The organism is Vibrio sp. FF266, assembly GCF_041439695.1.
Lineage (GTDB): Bacteria > Pseudomonadota > Gammaproteobacteria > Enterobacterales > Vibrionaceae > Vibrio > Vibrio tasmaniensis_A.
In genome coordinates this window covers 79585-94282 of record NZ_JBGOOO010000011.1, presented here as the reverse complement: position 1 = coordinate 94282, position 14698 = coordinate 79585, and the positions used below count along the sequence as shown (strand labels likewise).

Annotated in this window: 17 protein-coding genes; 13 read left to right on the top strand and 4 right to left on the bottom strand. The window is 44.9% G+C overall.

Annotated elements, in window-relative coordinates; genetic code table 11:
- Nucleotides 1-16: 16 nt before the first annotated feature.
- Together ACED59_RS11065 and ACED59_RS11060 are read left to right on the top strand one after the other, a co-directional pair.
- On the top strand, nucleotides 17-796 hold the full coding sequence (locus ACED59_RS11065) for a class I SAM-dependent methyltransferase (RefSeq protein ID WP_017099236.1): 780 nt from the start codon (nucleotides 17-19) through the stop codon (nucleotides 794-796).
- 121 nt (nucleotides 797-917) lie between these two features.
- Nucleotides 918-1508, top strand: a complete 591-nt coding sequence (locus ACED59_RS11060; RefSeq protein ID WP_017099237.1) for a hypothetical protein — start codon at nucleotides 918-920, stop codon at nucleotides 1506-1508.
- A gap of 173 nt (nucleotides 1509-1681) precedes the next feature.
- Here the strand turns inward: ACED59_RS11060 and ACED59_RS11055 are convergent, their stop codons facing one another.
- Entirely contained in the window at nucleotides 1682-2560 is an 879-nt protein-coding gene (locus tag ACED59_RS11055; RefSeq protein WP_009848062.1) for a carboxylate/amino acid/amine transporter, read from the bottom strand.
- A 52-nt stretch (nucleotides 2561-2612) separates the two neighbouring features.
- Complete coding sequence (uspA, locus tag ACED59_RS11050) at nucleotides 2613-3047, bottom strand: universal stress protein UspA (RefSeq protein WP_009848061.1); 435 nt, start codon at nucleotides 3045-3047, stop codon at nucleotides 2613-2615.
- A gap of 189 nt (nucleotides 3048-3236) precedes the next feature.
- Here uspA and ftnA point away from each other — a divergent pair, with 189 nt between their 5' ends.
- The 4 genes from ftnA (at nucleotide 3237) to ACED59_RS11030 (ending at nucleotide 6132) form a co-directional block, all read left to right on the top strand.
- Nucleotides 3237-3764, top strand: coding sequence for a non-heme ferritin (ftnA, locus tag ACED59_RS11045; protein WP_004735556.1), 528 nt, complete (start codon nucleotides 3237-3239; stop codon nucleotides 3762-3764).
- A gap of 68 nt (nucleotides 3765-3832) precedes the next feature.
- Nucleotides 3833-4156: a universal stress protein UspB gene (gene uspB, locus ACED59_RS11040; RefSeq protein ID WP_009848060.1), complete on the top strand. Its 324-nt coding sequence runs from the start codon at nucleotides 3833-3835 to the stop codon at nucleotides 4154-4156.
- Between the two features lie 250 nt (nucleotides 4157-4406).
- On the top strand, nucleotides 4407-5600 hold the full coding sequence (locus ACED59_RS11035) for an NAD(P)/FAD-dependent oxidoreductase (protein WP_017099238.1): 1194 nt from the start codon (nucleotides 4407-4409) through the stop codon (nucleotides 5598-5600).
- 124 nt (nucleotides 5601-5724) lie between these two features.
- Nucleotides 5725-6132, top strand: coding sequence for a hypothetical protein (locus ACED59_RS11030; RefSeq protein WP_017099239.1), 408 nt, complete (start codon nucleotides 5725-5727; stop codon nucleotides 6130-6132).
- 148 nt (nucleotides 6133-6280) lie between these two features.
- On the opposite strand, the gene ACED59_RS11025 is transcribed toward ACED59_RS11030, so the two are convergent.
- Nucleotides 6281-7174, bottom strand: a complete 894-nt coding sequence (locus ACED59_RS11025) for a DMT family transporter (protein ID WP_017099240.1) — start codon at nucleotides 7172-7174, stop codon at nucleotides 6281-6283.
- Nucleotides 7175-7312: 138 nt separating this feature from the next.
- Here ACED59_RS11025 and rmuC point away from each other — a divergent pair, with 138 nt between their 5' ends.
- The 7 genes from rmuC to tatC all read left to right on the top strand — a co-directional run bounded on the left by rmuC (nucleotide 7313) and on the right by tatC (nucleotide 13649).
- Nucleotides 7313-8845 (top strand): DNA recombination protein RmuC, encoded by a 1533-nt coding sequence (rmuC, locus tag ACED59_RS11020; RefSeq protein ID WP_017099241.1) that lies wholly within the window; start codon nucleotides 7313-7315, stop codon nucleotides 8843-8845.
- A gap of 65 nt (nucleotides 8846-8910) precedes the next feature.
- Nucleotides 8911-9690, top strand: coding sequence for a bifunctional demethylmenaquinone methyltransferase/2-methoxy-6-polyprenyl-1,4-benzoquinol methylase UbiE (ubiE, locus tag ACED59_RS11015; RefSeq protein ID WP_029222994.1), 780 nt, complete (start codon nucleotides 8911-8913; stop codon nucleotides 9688-9690).
- A 98-nt stretch (nucleotides 9691-9788) separates the two neighbouring features.
- A complete protein-coding gene (locus ACED59_RS11010; RefSeq protein ID WP_017099242.1) occupies nucleotides 9789-10394 on the top strand; it encodes an SCP2 domain-containing protein in 606 nt (201 codons plus the stop codon).
- Nucleotides 10391-12025: a ubiquinone biosynthesis regulatory protein kinase UbiB gene (gene ubiB / locus ACED59_RS11005; RefSeq protein WP_017099243.1), complete on the top strand. Its 1635-nt coding sequence runs from the start codon at nucleotides 10391-10393 to the stop codon at nucleotides 12023-12025. Before ACED59_RS11010 ends, ubiB begins: the two co-directional genes overlap by 4 nt.
- Nucleotides 12026-12079: 54 nt before the next feature.
- Complete coding sequence (gene tatA / locus ACED59_RS11000) at nucleotides 12080-12334, top strand: Sec-independent protein translocase subunit TatA (RefSeq protein WP_009848052.1); 255 nt, start codon at nucleotides 12080-12082, stop codon at nucleotides 12332-12334.
- 3 nt (nucleotides 12335-12337) lie between these two features.
- Nucleotides 12338-12745 (top strand): Sec-independent protein translocase protein TatB, encoded by a 408-nt coding sequence (gene tatB, locus ACED59_RS10995; RefSeq protein WP_004735566.1) that lies wholly within the window; start codon nucleotides 12338-12340, stop codon nucleotides 12743-12745.
- Nucleotides 12746-12893: 148 nt separating this feature from the next.
- Nucleotides 12894-13649 carry a twin-arginine translocase subunit TatC gene (tatC, locus tag ACED59_RS10990; protein ID WP_009848051.1) on the top strand — a complete coding sequence of 252 codons (756 nt, stop codon included), beginning with the start codon at nucleotides 12894-12896 and terminating at the stop codon, nucleotides 13647-13649.
- A gap of 191 nt (nucleotides 13650-13840) precedes the next feature.
- On the opposite strand, the gene ACED59_RS10985 is transcribed toward tatC, so the two are convergent.
- Nucleotides 13841-14602 carry a TatD family hydrolase gene (locus ACED59_RS10985; protein WP_017099244.1) on the bottom strand — a complete coding sequence of 254 codons (762 nt, stop codon included), beginning with the start codon at nucleotides 14600-14602 and terminating at the stop codon, nucleotides 13841-13843.
- Nucleotides 14603-14698: the final 96 nt, after the last annotated feature.

The following is a 14698-nucleotide window of genomic DNA, read 5'->3' as shown; positions in this document are numbered from 1 at the left end:
TCTGTTGGAGACGACCTTGCAATTACAACTGATTTGCGAAGATGCTACCCAAATCGATCATTTAAATGACTTAGCGACCCGTTGGAATTTATCTCATGATGAAAGTAGCGAGTTTGCCTTGGTACTGACTCGCGAGCGACTTGAGCTACGTAAAGTCGATGAACCTAAGCTTGGCGCTATTTTTGTTGATTTAGTCGGAGGCGCAGTCGGCCACAGACGTAAGTTTGGTGGTGGTAAAGGTCAGGCAATTGCTAAGGCGGCAGGTCTAAACAAAGGCGCAACGCCAACTATTCTTGATGGTACAGCAGGCTTAGGGCGTGACGCATTTGTATTGGCTTCGTTGGGCTGTAAAGTGCAGATGGTAGAGCGACATCCAGTTGTGGCTGCATTATTGGATGACGGCCTGCAGAGAGCAAAAAAAGACCCAGATATCGGCGGTTGGGTTAGCGAACGTATGAAGTTGATTCACGCTTCAAGTCACGATGCGCTGGATAAACTTAGCAACGACCCTAACTTCGAACAGCCTGATGTGGTGTACCTCGATCCTATGTACCCACACCCAGAGAACAAGAAGAAGTCGGCTTTGGTTAAGAAAGAGATGCGAGTATTCCAATCTTTGGTTGGCGCCGACCTGGATGCCGATGGCTTGTTTGAGCCTGCGATGAAGCTGGCAACTAAGCGCGTTGTGGTCAAAAGACCGGATTACGCAGCATGGTTAGACGAGCAAAAACCGAGCATGGCAATCGAAACTAAAAAGAACCGCTTTGATGTGTATGTGAAAGCATCAATGACTTAGAGACACACTAAGAAAATTTTCCGTCATAAATACGATAAATCACCATTTAACACTTGCGATAGTCGCGTTACGGATGTATATCTAACTAAGAATCATTATTATTCTTAGCTGGAGTTGTAGCATGGCTAAACGCTTTTGTAAGTTAAACCGTCGAGATATCACTGAACACCTAGGAGAGATCCACAGCTTGGTTACTGAACCTAAGTTTGTGTGTCGTTCTTGTGCGCGTTCTTCGGCGGATCAAGCTAACCTATGCAAACCAACCGCAATTCCACCTCTTGGTTGTCAAAATAAACCCGTTGAAGAAAAAGCCGCATGCGGCCTGTTAGCGGAAACATTACCTGTACCCGAGCTATCACTTGCTGAAATCAACGAGACTCTTGAACCTGTTGTTCAAATGTTCGATCCAGCCGTTGCTGATATTGCCGCTGATGTTGTAGATAAAAAAGCACCACAGAAAAAAGCCAAACTGAAAAAACGAATCGCTAATGCGAGTGGTGATGAAAAAGCCGACCTCAAGCGAGCGAAGAAAGCGGCCAAAAAACAAGAGAAGTACAACAAAAAACTCGCGAAGATGATTAAGAAGCAGCAAAAGCTGTTTAAGAAAAGTCAAAAACTGGAAAGTAACCTTGAACGTATCAACCTACAACTTGATGACGTCGCTTTCACTGAAACCAAGACTCAGGTAGTGAGCCATAGTCACATTCACTGAAACTGGTACGGATAACTTATTGCTACAACGATGATTTAAAAAGAGCGACCTTAGGTCGCTCTTTTGCTTTTTTGGGTTATCAGAGCTAACTCATTTAGCTCTGTTCACTTAGCTTAGTTTAGTTAGCTTAGTTTAGTTAGCTTAGTTTAGTTCACTTAGCTCAGTGAAAGCGGTTAGGCGTTGCTTGTGGATCTCGCAACACGCTTTTTCACCCATGTCTCGTTGACGAACAGAGAGAACAAGATAACCGCGCCGCCAATGGCCAATCGAACCAAGTCGACGTCTCTGTTCCAAATCAGAATGTTCACTACAAGGCCGGCTGGAACTAAGGCGTTGTTCATTACAGCCAGTGCACCAGCATTCACCATGCATGCACCTTTATTCCACATAAAGTAACCTAGCCCCGAAGCAATCAAGCCAAGATAAATCAGGATGCCCCATTGAAGCGTGGTTGTTGGCAGCTTCTCAGGGTTACCTAAGAGTATGAAAGCAACCGAAGCGACGCATAACGCACCCAAATAGAAGTAACCAAATACTGTGCGCTGAGGTAACTCTGTCGATTCCTTCTCCATCACTACTTTGTAAGCAACTTGGCCGATAGCAAAGCACAGGTTTGCACCTTGGACTACGAGGAAACCGACTAAAAAGTTTTCGTTGATACCCGCGAATTTAATGAATACAGCGCCCAATACAGCAATCGCCGCTGTCACTAAATACCACGGAGAGAATTGTCCTTTGAGGAAGTCATAAATAAGCGTGACGTAAATTGGGGTAAAAACGGTAAACAGAAGGACTTCAGGAACGGATAGCAGCAAGAAAGATTGGTAATAGAAGCAGTACATCAGCCCAAGCTGGATACCACCAATCGTCATCAACTTAGCTATCAGCTTACGCGAGATACCTCGAAACTTCAGGAAAGGAAGAAATACAATGCCAGCAAGGGCAACACGCATTAATACAGAGAACCAAGAATCAACCTGACCAGCAAGGTAAACGCCGATCAGGCTAAAAGAGAAGGCCCATAAGAGGGTAACACTAGCTAAATAGCTCATATAAAAACTTCGTTAATAAGATATGAGCTGTATGTTACCTAACCTTAATTCATTAGTCTTCTGAATCTCTTAGAGGCACGACCAGCATATCAACCGGCGAGGCATTGATCAGTTGTCGTGTTGAAGAGAGCAATTTGCTCCAGAAGTCTTGATGGTGCCCACAAACCACTAAATCAACATTGAATTCATTGATGGTGTCACACAGTTCATGACTCAGGTCGCCGCTGCCCACTAAGGTGTGGGTAATCGGGTATTGAGCGTGTTCTGCAAAATTTTGTAGCTGAACTCGAGATGCTTCCATCGCGTTGTGCTGGGTTTCTGCCATGTTGATATCAATAAGGCCGGTATAGAGCTCTGCATAATTAATATCGATATGGATAAAAGAGACTTTGGCTTCCAATGGCTTAGCCAATGCTACCGCTTTATCCACAAGTAATTTGCTGTCATCTGATAAATCGACTGCGACCAAAATATGTTTGTAACTCATATCGCTACCTCTTCTATTCATTGCCTAACTAAAGACTAGCACTATGCAATCCCTTTTTTTGCTGAAGTGATCTCATATCCACTGTCTTGCGTAATGTTTGCTCGAAATATTGGTTAACTAATGGCCTGCGAGATATTCATAAAATAGTGATATAGTAGAGAAAACTGAAGATGTAATTAGGAGTCTTAAATGCTATCAAAAACTATGGTAGAGCAACTGAACGATCAAATTAATCTAGAATTTTTCTCATCCAACCTATACTTACAAATGAGTGCTTGGTGTGAAGACAAAGGATTTGAAGGTGCAGCAGAGTTTCTGCGTGTTCATGCAGTAGAAGAAATGGAACACATGCAGCGTCTTTTTACTTACGTAAGTGAGACAGGTGCAATGCCAATTTTAGGTGCGATTGAAGCGCCAAAACATGAATTTGATAGCCTTGGGGCTGTGTTCCGTGAAACTTACGAACATGAGCAAATGATTACTCAAAAGATCAACAAACTGGCTCACGTTGCTTTCAGCACACAAGATTACTCAACCTTTAACTTCCTGCAATGGTACGTTGCAGAGCAACACGAAGAAGAGAAGTTGTTTAAAGGTGTATTGGATAAGCTAGAGCTTGTTGGTGAAGACGGTAAAGCATTGTTCTTTATTGATAAAGACCTAGCGCAATTGGCAAAAGATGGTTCATCTTCAATTATGGAAGCTCCTGCCGTTTAGGTAGTACGAGAAAGACACTGATTATCTTTTTCTTTTGAGTTTTCTTATGAAGATGTAAGGAGGAAAGGATGATCAGCGGCGACACTATTCTATTTGCACTAATGGTTGTGACTTGTGTGAACTGGGCGCGTTATTTTACTGCGCTAAGAACACTCATTTATATTATGCGAGAAGCACACCCTCTACTATATCAACAAGTAGATGGAGGCGGTTTTTTCACAACCCATGGCAATATGACCAAACAGGTTCGTCTGTTTAGTTACATCAAAAGCAAAGAGTATCACCACCATCACGACGAAGTTTTTACGTCGAAGTGCGATCGTGTAAGGCAGTTATTCATACTCTCTTCTGCTCTGTTAGGTGTAACGTTGCTGTCTTCTTTCATCGTCTAAGCCATTTACTACGATTGAAGTAGAGCTTAGATTTTTGGTGTAAAGCTTCGGTTGTTGGTTCGCCAAGCCAAACAGTGGCTTGCTGCTGTCTGCAAATCGTACAATTGAACATCAATTGCAAAGTTTAAAATTGCCGCTAAAATAGCGAGCAATTAGTAAGGATGTGCTGTTTATGCACATCCTTTTTTATTGATGGCATTTCGAGAACAGGGCGTACTCGGGCTGCACAAGTGAAGAAAAGCAGAACCACATGAGTGAAAAATTTGATGTAATCGTAATTGGTGCGGGCGCCGCGGGCTTAATGTGCGCTGCGGAAGCGGGCAAACGCGGCCGACGAGTGCTGGTGGTTGATCATGCAAAGAAACCGGGCAGAAAAATTTTAATCTCAGGTGGCGGTCGTTGTAACTTTACTAACTATGATGTTTCAGCCAACAATTTCCTGTGTAACAACCCTCACTTCGTGAAGTCAGCTTTATCTCAATACACCAACTGGGATTTTATCTCGATGGTGAGCAAGTACGGCATTGAGTTCGAAGAGCGCGATCACGGTCAGTTGTTCTGTGTGAATGACCACACAGCAAAAGACATCGTGAGCATGCTGCTTGACGAGTGTAAGCAAGCGAAAGTCGAACAACGCTACCGTTGTGATGTTCACTCCATCGAAAAAACAGACGCTGGCTTCAAGGTGCACCTCAATACCGACGAAGTTGAGTGTGACTCACTCGTTGTAGCGACAGGCGGTTTGTCTATGCCTAAGCTAGGCGCAACGCCATTTGGCTATAAGATTGCAGAGCAGTTTGGTTTGTCTGTAATGCCAACTATTGCAGGTTTAGTGCCATTCACTCTGCATAAAGAAGACAAAGAAGCTTTCGCTGAGCTTTCTGGTATCGCAATTCCTGCTGAGATCACAGCGCAAGACGGCACTTTATTTAAAGAAGCGTTGCTGTTTACGCACCGCGGCTTATCTGGTCCTTCGGTACTGCAAATCTCTTCATTCTGGAAAGCGGGTCAGTCGGTTTCTATCAACCTAGTACCTGAAGTGGACGTTGCTGAACTGCTTGAAAATTCTCGCGAGAAACACCCAAATCAGAGCCTGAAAAATACCTTGGCGAAAGCACTACCAAAGCGTTTTGTGGAAGTGCTGATTGATCGTAAAGAGCTTGAAGACAAGCCGCTTAAACAGTTCAACGAAAAGCAGCTTAGTGGCATCGTTGAGCACCTAGAGAACTGGAAAATTGCACCCAATGGCACGGAAGGTTATCGAACTGCCGAAGTGACTCTAGGCGGAGTGGATACTGATCACCTATCTTCGAAAACCATGGAGTGTAAGAGTGTGTCTGGCCTCTACTTTATCGGTGAAGTAATGGACGTAACGGGTTGGTTAGGGGGCTATAACTTCCAATGGACGTGGTCGTCTGGTTGGGTTGCAGGCCAAAACGTATAGCACAGTGGCACTGGCTAAGCTTATTCATTTAGAACATTTTCAGTCAGTAGAAAGAATGACTTCGTCACAAATGATAAAGATTATAAGTGATTGATGTTTTAATTATTTAAATGAGGGGTTTGCAATGAATCAGACAAAAGTAAAAAGCATTCTATTGGCAGCAGGAGCGATGAATGTTGGTGCTGTTTTACTGTTTTCACGCTTTTTTACGAATAGTGCCATTAACGAAGCCGATCCCGTAGTAATGTCCAACTTTGGACTGATTATGATCGTCGTTTGGGGTCTAGCGTACCTTGGGGCTGCAACAATCAATGCGAACATCAAATATCTTGCTGGTGCTTTCTTTATTGAAAAGTTGGTTTATGTGGTTGTTTGGGTGAATTGGCTTTCCAATAATACGCTATCACCAGTATATGAAGCGGATACGATGGCTGGCGTGTTTTACACAATTTATGGCGTAAATGATTTTATATTTATGATCTTGTTTTTCATGATATTTAAGTCCAAATTTGATATGAAAAACAACGGTTGAATATCGAACATTGAGACTTACAACTTAATGTTATCTTACAGAAAAATGGCGAGTCATATGACTCGCCATTTTTGTATCTAACATCTAATTGAGAAAATTAGACTATATCGATAGCTTTTCGTGCTCAATCGAGTCTTTTAGCTCTTATTTACGTAGGGTTTTTCTTTGAAAACTTGATCTGTTGAATCACCAAACCAGCAATGATTAGCAGTAAGCCAAACAGTGTCGCTGGGTGAATCTCTTCGCCAATGATGGTTGAAAGTAGCATTAGCGAAATAAACGGTGAGGCAAAAATTAGGTTGCTGATACGTGCCGTATTGTTGGTTAGCTTGAGTGCTGATAGCCACAAGACAAAGGTAATGCCCATCTCGAACAGGCCAACATAAGTCACAGCCATCCAACCTTTCGCTGTGATTTGGCTAAAACTCTCGCCTTCGTAAATGGTTAAACCGATCGCGAAGGGCAATGCCACTAAGAACCCAAGTAATACACCCACCACCGGGTCAGCCTTGTTTTTGGTATTGAGAATCCAGTAGCCCGCCCAAAGCAAGGTTGAAAGCAGCGCCAGTGCCACACCGAGTGGGCTATCGAACTGCATGCCTAATACATCACCTTTGGTGGCAATGACTACCACACCCGCATAGCTGAAGGTACACGCAATCCAATCTTGTTTACGAATCTTTTGTCCCAGAAACACCGCAGCCATTAAGGTTAGCGTGATAGCCCAGCTGTAGTTAATGGCTTGAGCTTGAGATGCAGGCAGCAGGTCGTAGGCTTTGAATAGAATCAGGTAATAGGCCAGTGGGTTAACCAAACCGAGCAGTAAGTAATACCAAGGGTTTGAAAGAAACGTGGTACTCAGCTGAGAAAGCTTGCCTTGAAACGCGCAGACTGCGATCAGCGCAATCGACGACACAATGCTGGCGATGGTCAGCATTTGAATCGGTGAAAACTCAGCAAGGGTCAGCTTAAAAGCAGTAGCGACTGTTGACCACAGTAATACCGCAGCAAGGCCAAAGCCCAAGGCACGACGTTCGTTCATAGCAACTCATTCTAATTTGATGGGGCAGAATACGGAGCGCTTAGTCTATCTGTCGAATTTTAATACGGCAAACTGGACATTTATCCAGTATCAAAATACCCTTTAATGAGTTATTTCCAATTAGGCTAAATCATTATCATGCAATGGATTATTGAACATCAGGCAACGCTTATTGCTGCTATTTCCGGCGCGCTCGTCAGCGGCGGTGTCGTGGGTTGGTGGATCAAACTGAAGTTCTCTTTTCAGCAGCGACTTCTTGAACAGCAATTAGAGTCCGACCGTTTGCTGCATGAGTCACAACAATCTCAGCTCAAATCTTCACTCGCAGAGGCACAACAAGAGCTCAATGAGTTGGATGATGATCGAGACAAAGCGGCATTTGAACTTAAGCAGGCGCATGGCAAGGTGATGGCTGCGATGGAGAAGCTGCGCTATTTTGAAGCCGTGAAGCAAGAGCGTCAGCAGTATGCCGATGATATCAATGTTCTTAAGGAGCATAAGTCTGAGTTGGAGGCTGAGCTTCGCGAGCAAGAAGCTAGGCACGACCAAGAAAATCTCGCCAACAGTGAAAAACTGCAGCTGTTAGAGCAGGCAGAGTCCCGATTGAAGCAGCAGTTTGAACTGTTAGCGAATCAACTGTTTGAGAGCAAAACCGCTAAGGTCGATCAACAGAACAAGCAAAGCCTAGAGGGTTTGTTATCACCGCTGAGAGAGCAGTTAGAGGGCTTTAAGAAGCAGGTTAATGATAGCTTTAGCCAAGAAGCCAAAGAGCGTCACACCTTAGTGCATGAGCTTAAAAACTTGCAGCGCCTCAATGAGAGCATGACGCGTGAAGCGGTTAACCTGACTCAAGCGCTAAAGGGTGATAATAAACAACAAGGTAACTGGGGCGAGGTGGTACTGGCTCGCGTGTTGGCGGATTCTGGCTTACGAGAAGGCCATGAATATCAAACGCAGGTGAACCTGCAAAACGATGCCGGCAAGCGTTATCAACCCGATGTAATTGTCCATCTGCCACAAGATAAGCAAGTGGTGGTCGATTCGAAAATGGCTTTGGTGGCATTTGAGCGCTACTTCAACGCTGAGACCGATCAACAACGCGACGCAGCACTGCGTGATCATCTAGCTTCACTGCGAGCGCATATTAAAGTCTTGAGTCAGAAGGATTATCATCAGCTCAAAGGTATACAGAGCCTTGATTATGTATTGATGTTTATTCCGGTAGAACCCGCGTTTCAAGTCGCGATTCAAGCTGACCCTAGCTTGGTCAAAGACGCGATGGAACAAAACATTATCTTGGTCAGCCCTACGACCTTGCTGGTGGCACTGCGTACCATTGATAACTTGTGGCGCAACGAAAGACAGAACCAGAATGCACAAATCATTGCGGAGCGGGCGAGCAAACTTTACGACAAGCTGCGCTTGTTTGTTGATGATATGGAAGGTCTTGGTAGCTCATTAGACAGAGCTAATCAAAGCTACCAAGGTGCCATGAATAAGCTGGTGACTGGTCGTGGTAACGTGATTCGTCAGGCCGAAAGCTTTAAGCAATTGGGTGTTGAGGTGAAGAAACCTATCTCGGTTGGCTTGGCGGAAATCGCTCAAAATGAGGCTTTTTCAGAAAATGCCTCCTTAGTAGAAAGACAACCCGCTGAGGATAAAGTAAACTAATCGGCCGCAGCGCCTCTAAAGAGAGAGTGTACTGTCGATGAGAACTTACCATGGTAGATAACAGCATTATGGACACAAGCGTGCAGACAAATTCAGCAGTAGAGTCAGAAACCACACACTTTGGTTTCGAAACAGTCGCGAAAGACCAAAAAGTCGCGAAAGTAGCAGAGGTATTTCACTCTGTAGCCGCTAAATACGACATCATGAATGACTTAATGTCGGGTGGTGTTCACCGCTTGTGGAAGCGATTCACGATTGATTGCAGTGGCGTGCGCCCTGGTCAACGTATCCTCGATCTTGGTGGTGGTACTGGCGACCTTACTGCGAAATTCTCGCGCATCGTTGGTGAAAAAGGCCACGTGGTTCTTGCTGATATCAACAACTCAATGCTGAATGTTGGCCGCGATAAACTGCGTGATAGCGGTATTGTTGGCAACGTACATTACGTTCAAGCCAATGCTGAAGAGCTGCCTTTCCCAGATAACTACTTCGATTGCATTACCATCAGCTTCTGTCTGCGTAATGTTACCGACAAAGACCAAGCGCTGCGTTCAATGTACCGCGTACTTAAGCCGGGCGGTCGTCTGTTGGTTCTTGAGTTTTCTAAGCCAGTGCTTGAGCCACTATCAAAGGTTTACGATGCATACTCTTTCCACCTATTGCCAAAAATGGGTGAGCTGATTGCTAACGATGCAGATAGCTATCGTTACCTTGCAGAATCAATCCGTATGCACCCTAACCAAGAAACCTTGGAAGGCATGATGCAAGAAGCGGGTTTTGAAAATACTAAATACTTCAACCTAACGGGCGGCATTGTTGCGCTGCACCGTGGTTACAAGTTCTAGTCGAACTTGGTAGCAGGCTCGTTGAGTGTGCTAAAAAATAAGAATAAAGATACAACGGATAGGTTAACGCTTATCCGTTTTCAAAGGTAAGGACAGTCATGCCATTTGATCCATTGGTCACCGCGGTTATTGAAACCTCTTTAAATACTTTCGTGAACGATGATCCAGCTTTGGTTCGTCGTTTGTCTCGTTTAAAGGGGCAGATCATTCAAGTTAATTTGAAAGAGCTGAACAAAACTCTCACTTTCGTTTTTAGCCAACAAATCGATGTGTTGTCTGACTACGAAGGACAACCTGATTGCTACCTATCTTTGAACCTCTCGGTACTGCCAGAACTGCGTGAGCAATCGAACATCACCAAGTTGATCAAGCAAGATAAGCTGATCTTAGAGGGTGATATTCAACTGGCTCAGAAATTTGCTCAGCTAATGACAGACTGCAAGCCTGACTTGGAAGAGTGGCTATCGCGCGTGACTGGAGATGTGGTTGCCCATACCTTGGTACAAGGCGTTAAGAATGTTGGTGGCCTTGTGGCTAAGCAAGCGACTAAGCATCAAAACCATCTCGCTCAGGTATTAACTGAAGAGTGGAAGATTGCACCAGCGCCATTAGAAGTGGCACATTTTTGCGATCAGGTTGACGACGTGAAAAGCTCAGCTGCACGTCTTGAAGCTAAACTGAACGCTCTGTTGGAGAAAGCATGACCCCAACAGAACTGAAACGTCTTTATCATATTATCAAGGTACAGTTGGAATACGGCCTTGATGAGTTGATGCCTGAGCACCAGTTGACCAAGGCTCCTTTGCTGGCGAGAAAGTCACTGTTTTGGCTCAAGAACAAACATCAAGATAAAGAGTTGGGTCATCGCTTGCGTTTAGCGTTGCAAGAATTAGGGCCTGTTTGGATTAAGTTTGGTCAGATGATGTCAACGCGTCGCGACCTATTTCCTCCTCATATCGCTGACCAATTGGCTTTATTACAAGACCAAGTGGCGCCATTTGATGGTCAATTGGCTAAGCGAGACATGGAAAAAGCGCTCGGTGGTAGCCTAGATAACTGGTTTACCGACTTTGATATCGAGCCATTGGCTTCTGCTTCTATCGCTCAGGTGCATACCGCGAAGCTCAAGGAGAGTGGTCGCGAGATTGTTCTGAAGGTTATTCGCCCTGATATTCGCCCGGTGATTGACGCAGATCTAAAACTGATGCACCGAATGGCGCGTATAGTCGCTAAGTCGCTTCCTGAAGCACGTCGTTTGAAACCGGTTGAAGTCGTTCACGAGTACGAAAAAACGTTACTTGATGAACTAGACCTGCGCCGAGAGGCGGCCAATGCGATTCAACTACGACGTAATTTTGAAGGCAGTGAAGAGCTGTATGTTCCAGAGGTTATCCCTGATCTAAGCAGCGAAACCCTGATGGTGTCAGAGCGTATCTACGGTATTCAAGTATCCGATATTGAAACGCTAGAAGCCAACGGCACCAACATGAAATTGCTCGCGGAACGTGGCGTGACGGTATTCTTCACCCAAGTATTCCGAGACAGCTTTTTCCATGCAGACATGCACCCGGGCAACGTATTCGTTAACCCAGAGAATCCAGATAACCCTCAGTGGATTGGTTTGGATTGTGGCATTGTCGGCACGCTCAACAGTGAAGATAAGCGCTATTTAGCAGAGAACCTGTTGGCTTTCTTTAATCGAGATTATCGTAAAGTCGCCGAGCTGCACGTTGATTCGGGTTGGGTGCCACACGACACCAACGTCAATGATTTTGAGTTCGCGATCCGTATGGTGTGTGAGCCAATTTTTGCAAAACCACTTGGTGAGATCTCATTTGGCCATGTGTTGCTAAACTTATTTAATACAGCAAGACGTTTCAACATGGAGGTTCAGCCTCAGTTGGTGCTTCTGCAGAAGACCTTGTTGTATGTGGAAGGGCTAGGTCGTCAGTTGTATCCGCAACTTGATTTGTGGGCAACCGCCAAGCCTTTCCTTGAAACCTGGATGATGAATCAGGTGGGGCCGCAAGCTGTGATCAATGCAGTAAAAGAGCGCGCGCCATTCTGGGCAGAAAAACTGCCAGAGCTGCCAGAGCTGCTTTATGACAGCTTGCGCCAAGGTAAAGCGATGAACCACAGAATGGATCAGCTTTATCAAGGTTACCGAGAGAGTAAGCGTCAGCAAGCAACTGGAAAGTTTTTGTTTGGCGTTGGAGCCACTTTAGTCGTATGCTCCGCAATATTAGTTTCAAGCCCTTATGAGCAGCTATCTATGGGCTGTGGCATCGCAGGTGTCACATTTTGGTTGCTTAGTTGGCGAGCTTACCGTCGTTAGACAGTAGACTCTCTTAATATTTTTTATGTGTAGACAGACCCGAGGACAATGACAATGGGTGGTATCAGTATTTGGCAACTTCTAATCATTGCTGTAATTGTAATTTTACTTTTCGGAACAAAGAAACTGCGCGGCATGGGTGGTGACTTAGGTTCAGCGGTGAAAGGCTTCAAAAAAGCAATGAGCGATGAAGATAAGCCTGCAGATAAGAAAGACGCAGACTTCGAACCAAAGAATATTGAACAGCAGAAGACAGAAGCTAGCGCTGAAACAACTGCTGAAACAAAGAAAGACAAAGAGCAGGCGTAAATCGTGTTTGATATCGGTTTTTGGGAACTGGTATTAATATCTGTCGTTGGGTTAGTGGTTTTAGGACCTGAGCGTTTGCCCGTGGCGATTCGTAGTATTTCCAAGTTTGTTGGACAAGCGAAAAGCATGGCAAACAGTGTGAAAGATGAACTTTCTCACGAGCTTAAGGTGCAAGAGCTGCAAGAAAACCTACGCAAGGCGGAAAAAATGGGTATGGAAGATTTATCTCCAGACCTAAAAGCGTCAGTCGATGAACTCAAGCAGGCCGCTGCTCAAGTTCAACGTCCGTACGCCAAGCCTGAGTCTGATAAGCCAAGTGAGACTGAACCTAGTGTCACGGAAACTGTAGAATCTGAAACCATTCAGGTTAACAGCGAAGCTTCAGCACCGTCAGATAAGAAAGCCGAATAGTCTCGCAAGGAGGAGTCGCCAGATGCTTGAGTCGCTAGATGTTTAAGTCGATAGCTATTCAAGTAGATATCTATTCAAGTGGATACCAATTCAACTGGATAGATAGGTGCGCGGCTCCTTTTCGATCTTCCTGTTTAAGAGGTTTGACATGTCTTCGACTGAGCAGACACAGCCTTTAATTAGCCATCTTCTAGAATTACGTAATCGCCTACTACGCGCGATTGTCGCCGTTCTAGTGATATTTGTCGGGCTAATTTATTTTGCTAATGATATTTATGAATTCGTATCAGCACCTTTGGTAGATCGTCTGCCTGAAGGGGCGACGATGATCGCAACGGATGTTGCATCGCCATTTTTTACACCACTAAAATTAACCTTAATCGCGTCTATTTTTGTCGCGGTGCCGTTTATTTTGTATCAGGTGTGGGCCTTTGTTGCTCCGGGTTTGTACAAGCATGAAAAACGCTTGATCATGCCGCTATTGGCTTCAAGTTCTTTGCTGTTTTACTGTGGTGTGGCGTTTGCTTACTTCGTAGTATTCCCATTGGTATTTAGTTTCTTCACGGCTATTTCCTTAGGGCAGGTAGAGTTCGCAACAGACATATCAAGTTATCTCGATTTTGTACTCGCGCTGTTCTTTGCTTTTGGTATTGCCTTTGAAGTACCAGTAGCGATTATCTTGTTATGTTGGACGGGGGCGACAACGCCTAAGGCTCTGTCTGAAAAGCGTCCGTACATTGTTGTCGGTGCTTTTATCGTCGGTATGATGCTGACACCTCCCGATATGATCTCGCAGACACTGTTGGCGATTCCAATGTGTATTCTGTTTGAGATTGGTCTGTTCTTCGCGCGTTTCTATGTGCGTAAACCAGATGCGGATGAAGAGGAAGAAGCTGAATCTTGATTCTGCTGTAAGAGTATAATTGCTAGAGTCCTTCAGCAAACATGACACAATAAAAAAGCGGCCCGAGGCCGCTTTTTTATTGTGTCTGTTTATCGAATGTCGATTATACCTTCGTCATAAATAACGGGTTACGCTCACTTGTTTTAAAGCTCGATCACTGCGTTATTTCTGATGATTTACTGTGATTGATATTATAAACCAAACAGTAATTTAGCGTTGCTGGTCGTTATATTGTCGACTTCGTCAAGGGTCATTCCACGCAATTCAGCGATGCGTTTTGCTACCAATTCCGTGTAGGCTGGCTCATTACGTTTACCGCGATTCGGTGTTGGTGCCAAGTATGGGCAATCTGTCTCTAGAATGACGTAATTCATATCAAGATGTGGAATCACCTTGTCCATTCCTGAGTTCTTAAAGGTCGATACACCGCCTAAACCTAAGTGAAAGCCTAGCTCGTTGATTGCCTGGGCCTCCTCTAAGCTGCTGCCAAAGCAGTGGAATACGCCACGTAAGCTGCCGTCTTGTTCTTTACGCAGTAAGGCAAGTGTCTCTTCAATAGAATCACGCGTGTGGATCACCACTGGAAGATCGAGCTCTTTTGCCCACTGCAGTTGAGTCACGAAAGCCATCTCTTGTTCTGCCTTGAAGGTTTTATCCCAGTACAAGTCGATACCGATCTCACCCACGGCGATGAAGTTATGCTTGTCGAACCAAGCCCGAACGGTTTTGAGGGTTTGCTCGATATTCGCATCCACATAACAAGGGTGTAAGCCCATCATTGAACGACACACCTCAGGAAACTGAGCTTCCGTCGCTAACATTGGCTCGATAGATTCTAAATCGATGTTCGGCAATAGAATGGTATCAATACCTTGAGCCAGTGCGCGCTGCACGACTTGTTCACGGTCTTCATCGAATTCGCTCGCGTAGATATGAGCATGGGTGTCGATCATTATTTTGTCCTGAAAGCAGTCTTTACTGAGTTGTCATGAGTATACGGCAGTGTGAGGAGAAGGTCATTTTTTGCCATTTACCCCTGTTTTTGAGTG

Bases quoted from the DNA above. Each gene is read 5' to 3' on its own strand.
- ACED59_RS10985 (WP_017099244.1), bottom strand. From the start codon at position 14,602: ATGATCGACACCCATGCTCATATCTACGCGAGCGAATTCGATGAAGAC.
- tatA (WP_009848052.1), top strand. From the start codon at position 12,080: ATGGGTGGTATCAGTATTTGGCAACTTCTAATCATTGCTGTAATTGTA.
- ftnA (WP_004735556.1), top strand. From the start codon at position 3,237: ATGCTATCAAAAACTATGGTAGAGCAACTGAACGATCAAATTAATCTA.
- ACED59_RS11025 (WP_017099240.1), bottom strand. From the start codon at position 7,174: ATGAACGAACGTCGTGCCTTGGGCTTTGGCCTTGCTGCGGTATTACTG.
- rmuC (WP_017099241.1), top strand. From the start codon at position 7,313: ATGCAATGGATTATTGAACATCAGGCAACGCTTATTGCTGCTATTTCC.
- ACED59_RS11030 (WP_017099239.1), top strand. From the start codon at position 5,725: ATGAATCAGACAAAAGTAAAAAGCATTCTATTGGCAGCAGGAGCGATG.
- ACED59_RS11010 (WP_017099242.1), top strand. From the start codon at position 9,789: ATGCCATTTGATCCATTGGTCACCGCGGTTATTGAAACCTCTTTAAAT.
- tatC (WP_009848051.1), top strand. From the start codon at position 12,894: ATGTCTTCGACTGAGCAGACACAGCCTTTAATTAGCCATCTTCTAGAA.
- ubiB (WP_017099243.1), top strand. From the start codon at position 10,391: ATGACCCCAACAGAACTGAAACGTCTTTATCATATTATCAAGGTACAG.
- ACED59_RS11035 (WP_017099238.1), top strand. From the start codon at position 4,407: ATGAGTGAAAAATTTGATGTAATCGTAATTGGTGCGGGCGCCGCGGGC.
- ACED59_RS11060 (WP_017099237.1), top strand. From the start codon at position 918: ATGGCTAAACGCTTTTGTAAGTTAAACCGTCGAGATATCACTGAACAC.
- uspA (WP_009848061.1), bottom strand. From the start codon at position 3,047: ATGAGTTACAAACATATTTTGGTCGCAGTCGATTTATCAGATGACAGC.
- uspB (WP_009848060.1), top strand. From the start codon at position 3,833: ATGATCAGCGGCGACACTATTCTATTTGCACTAATGGTTGTGACTTGT.
- ACED59_RS11055 (WP_009848062.1), bottom strand. From the start codon at position 2,560: ATGAGCTATTTAGCTAGTGTTACCCTCTTATGGGCCTTCTCTTTTAGC.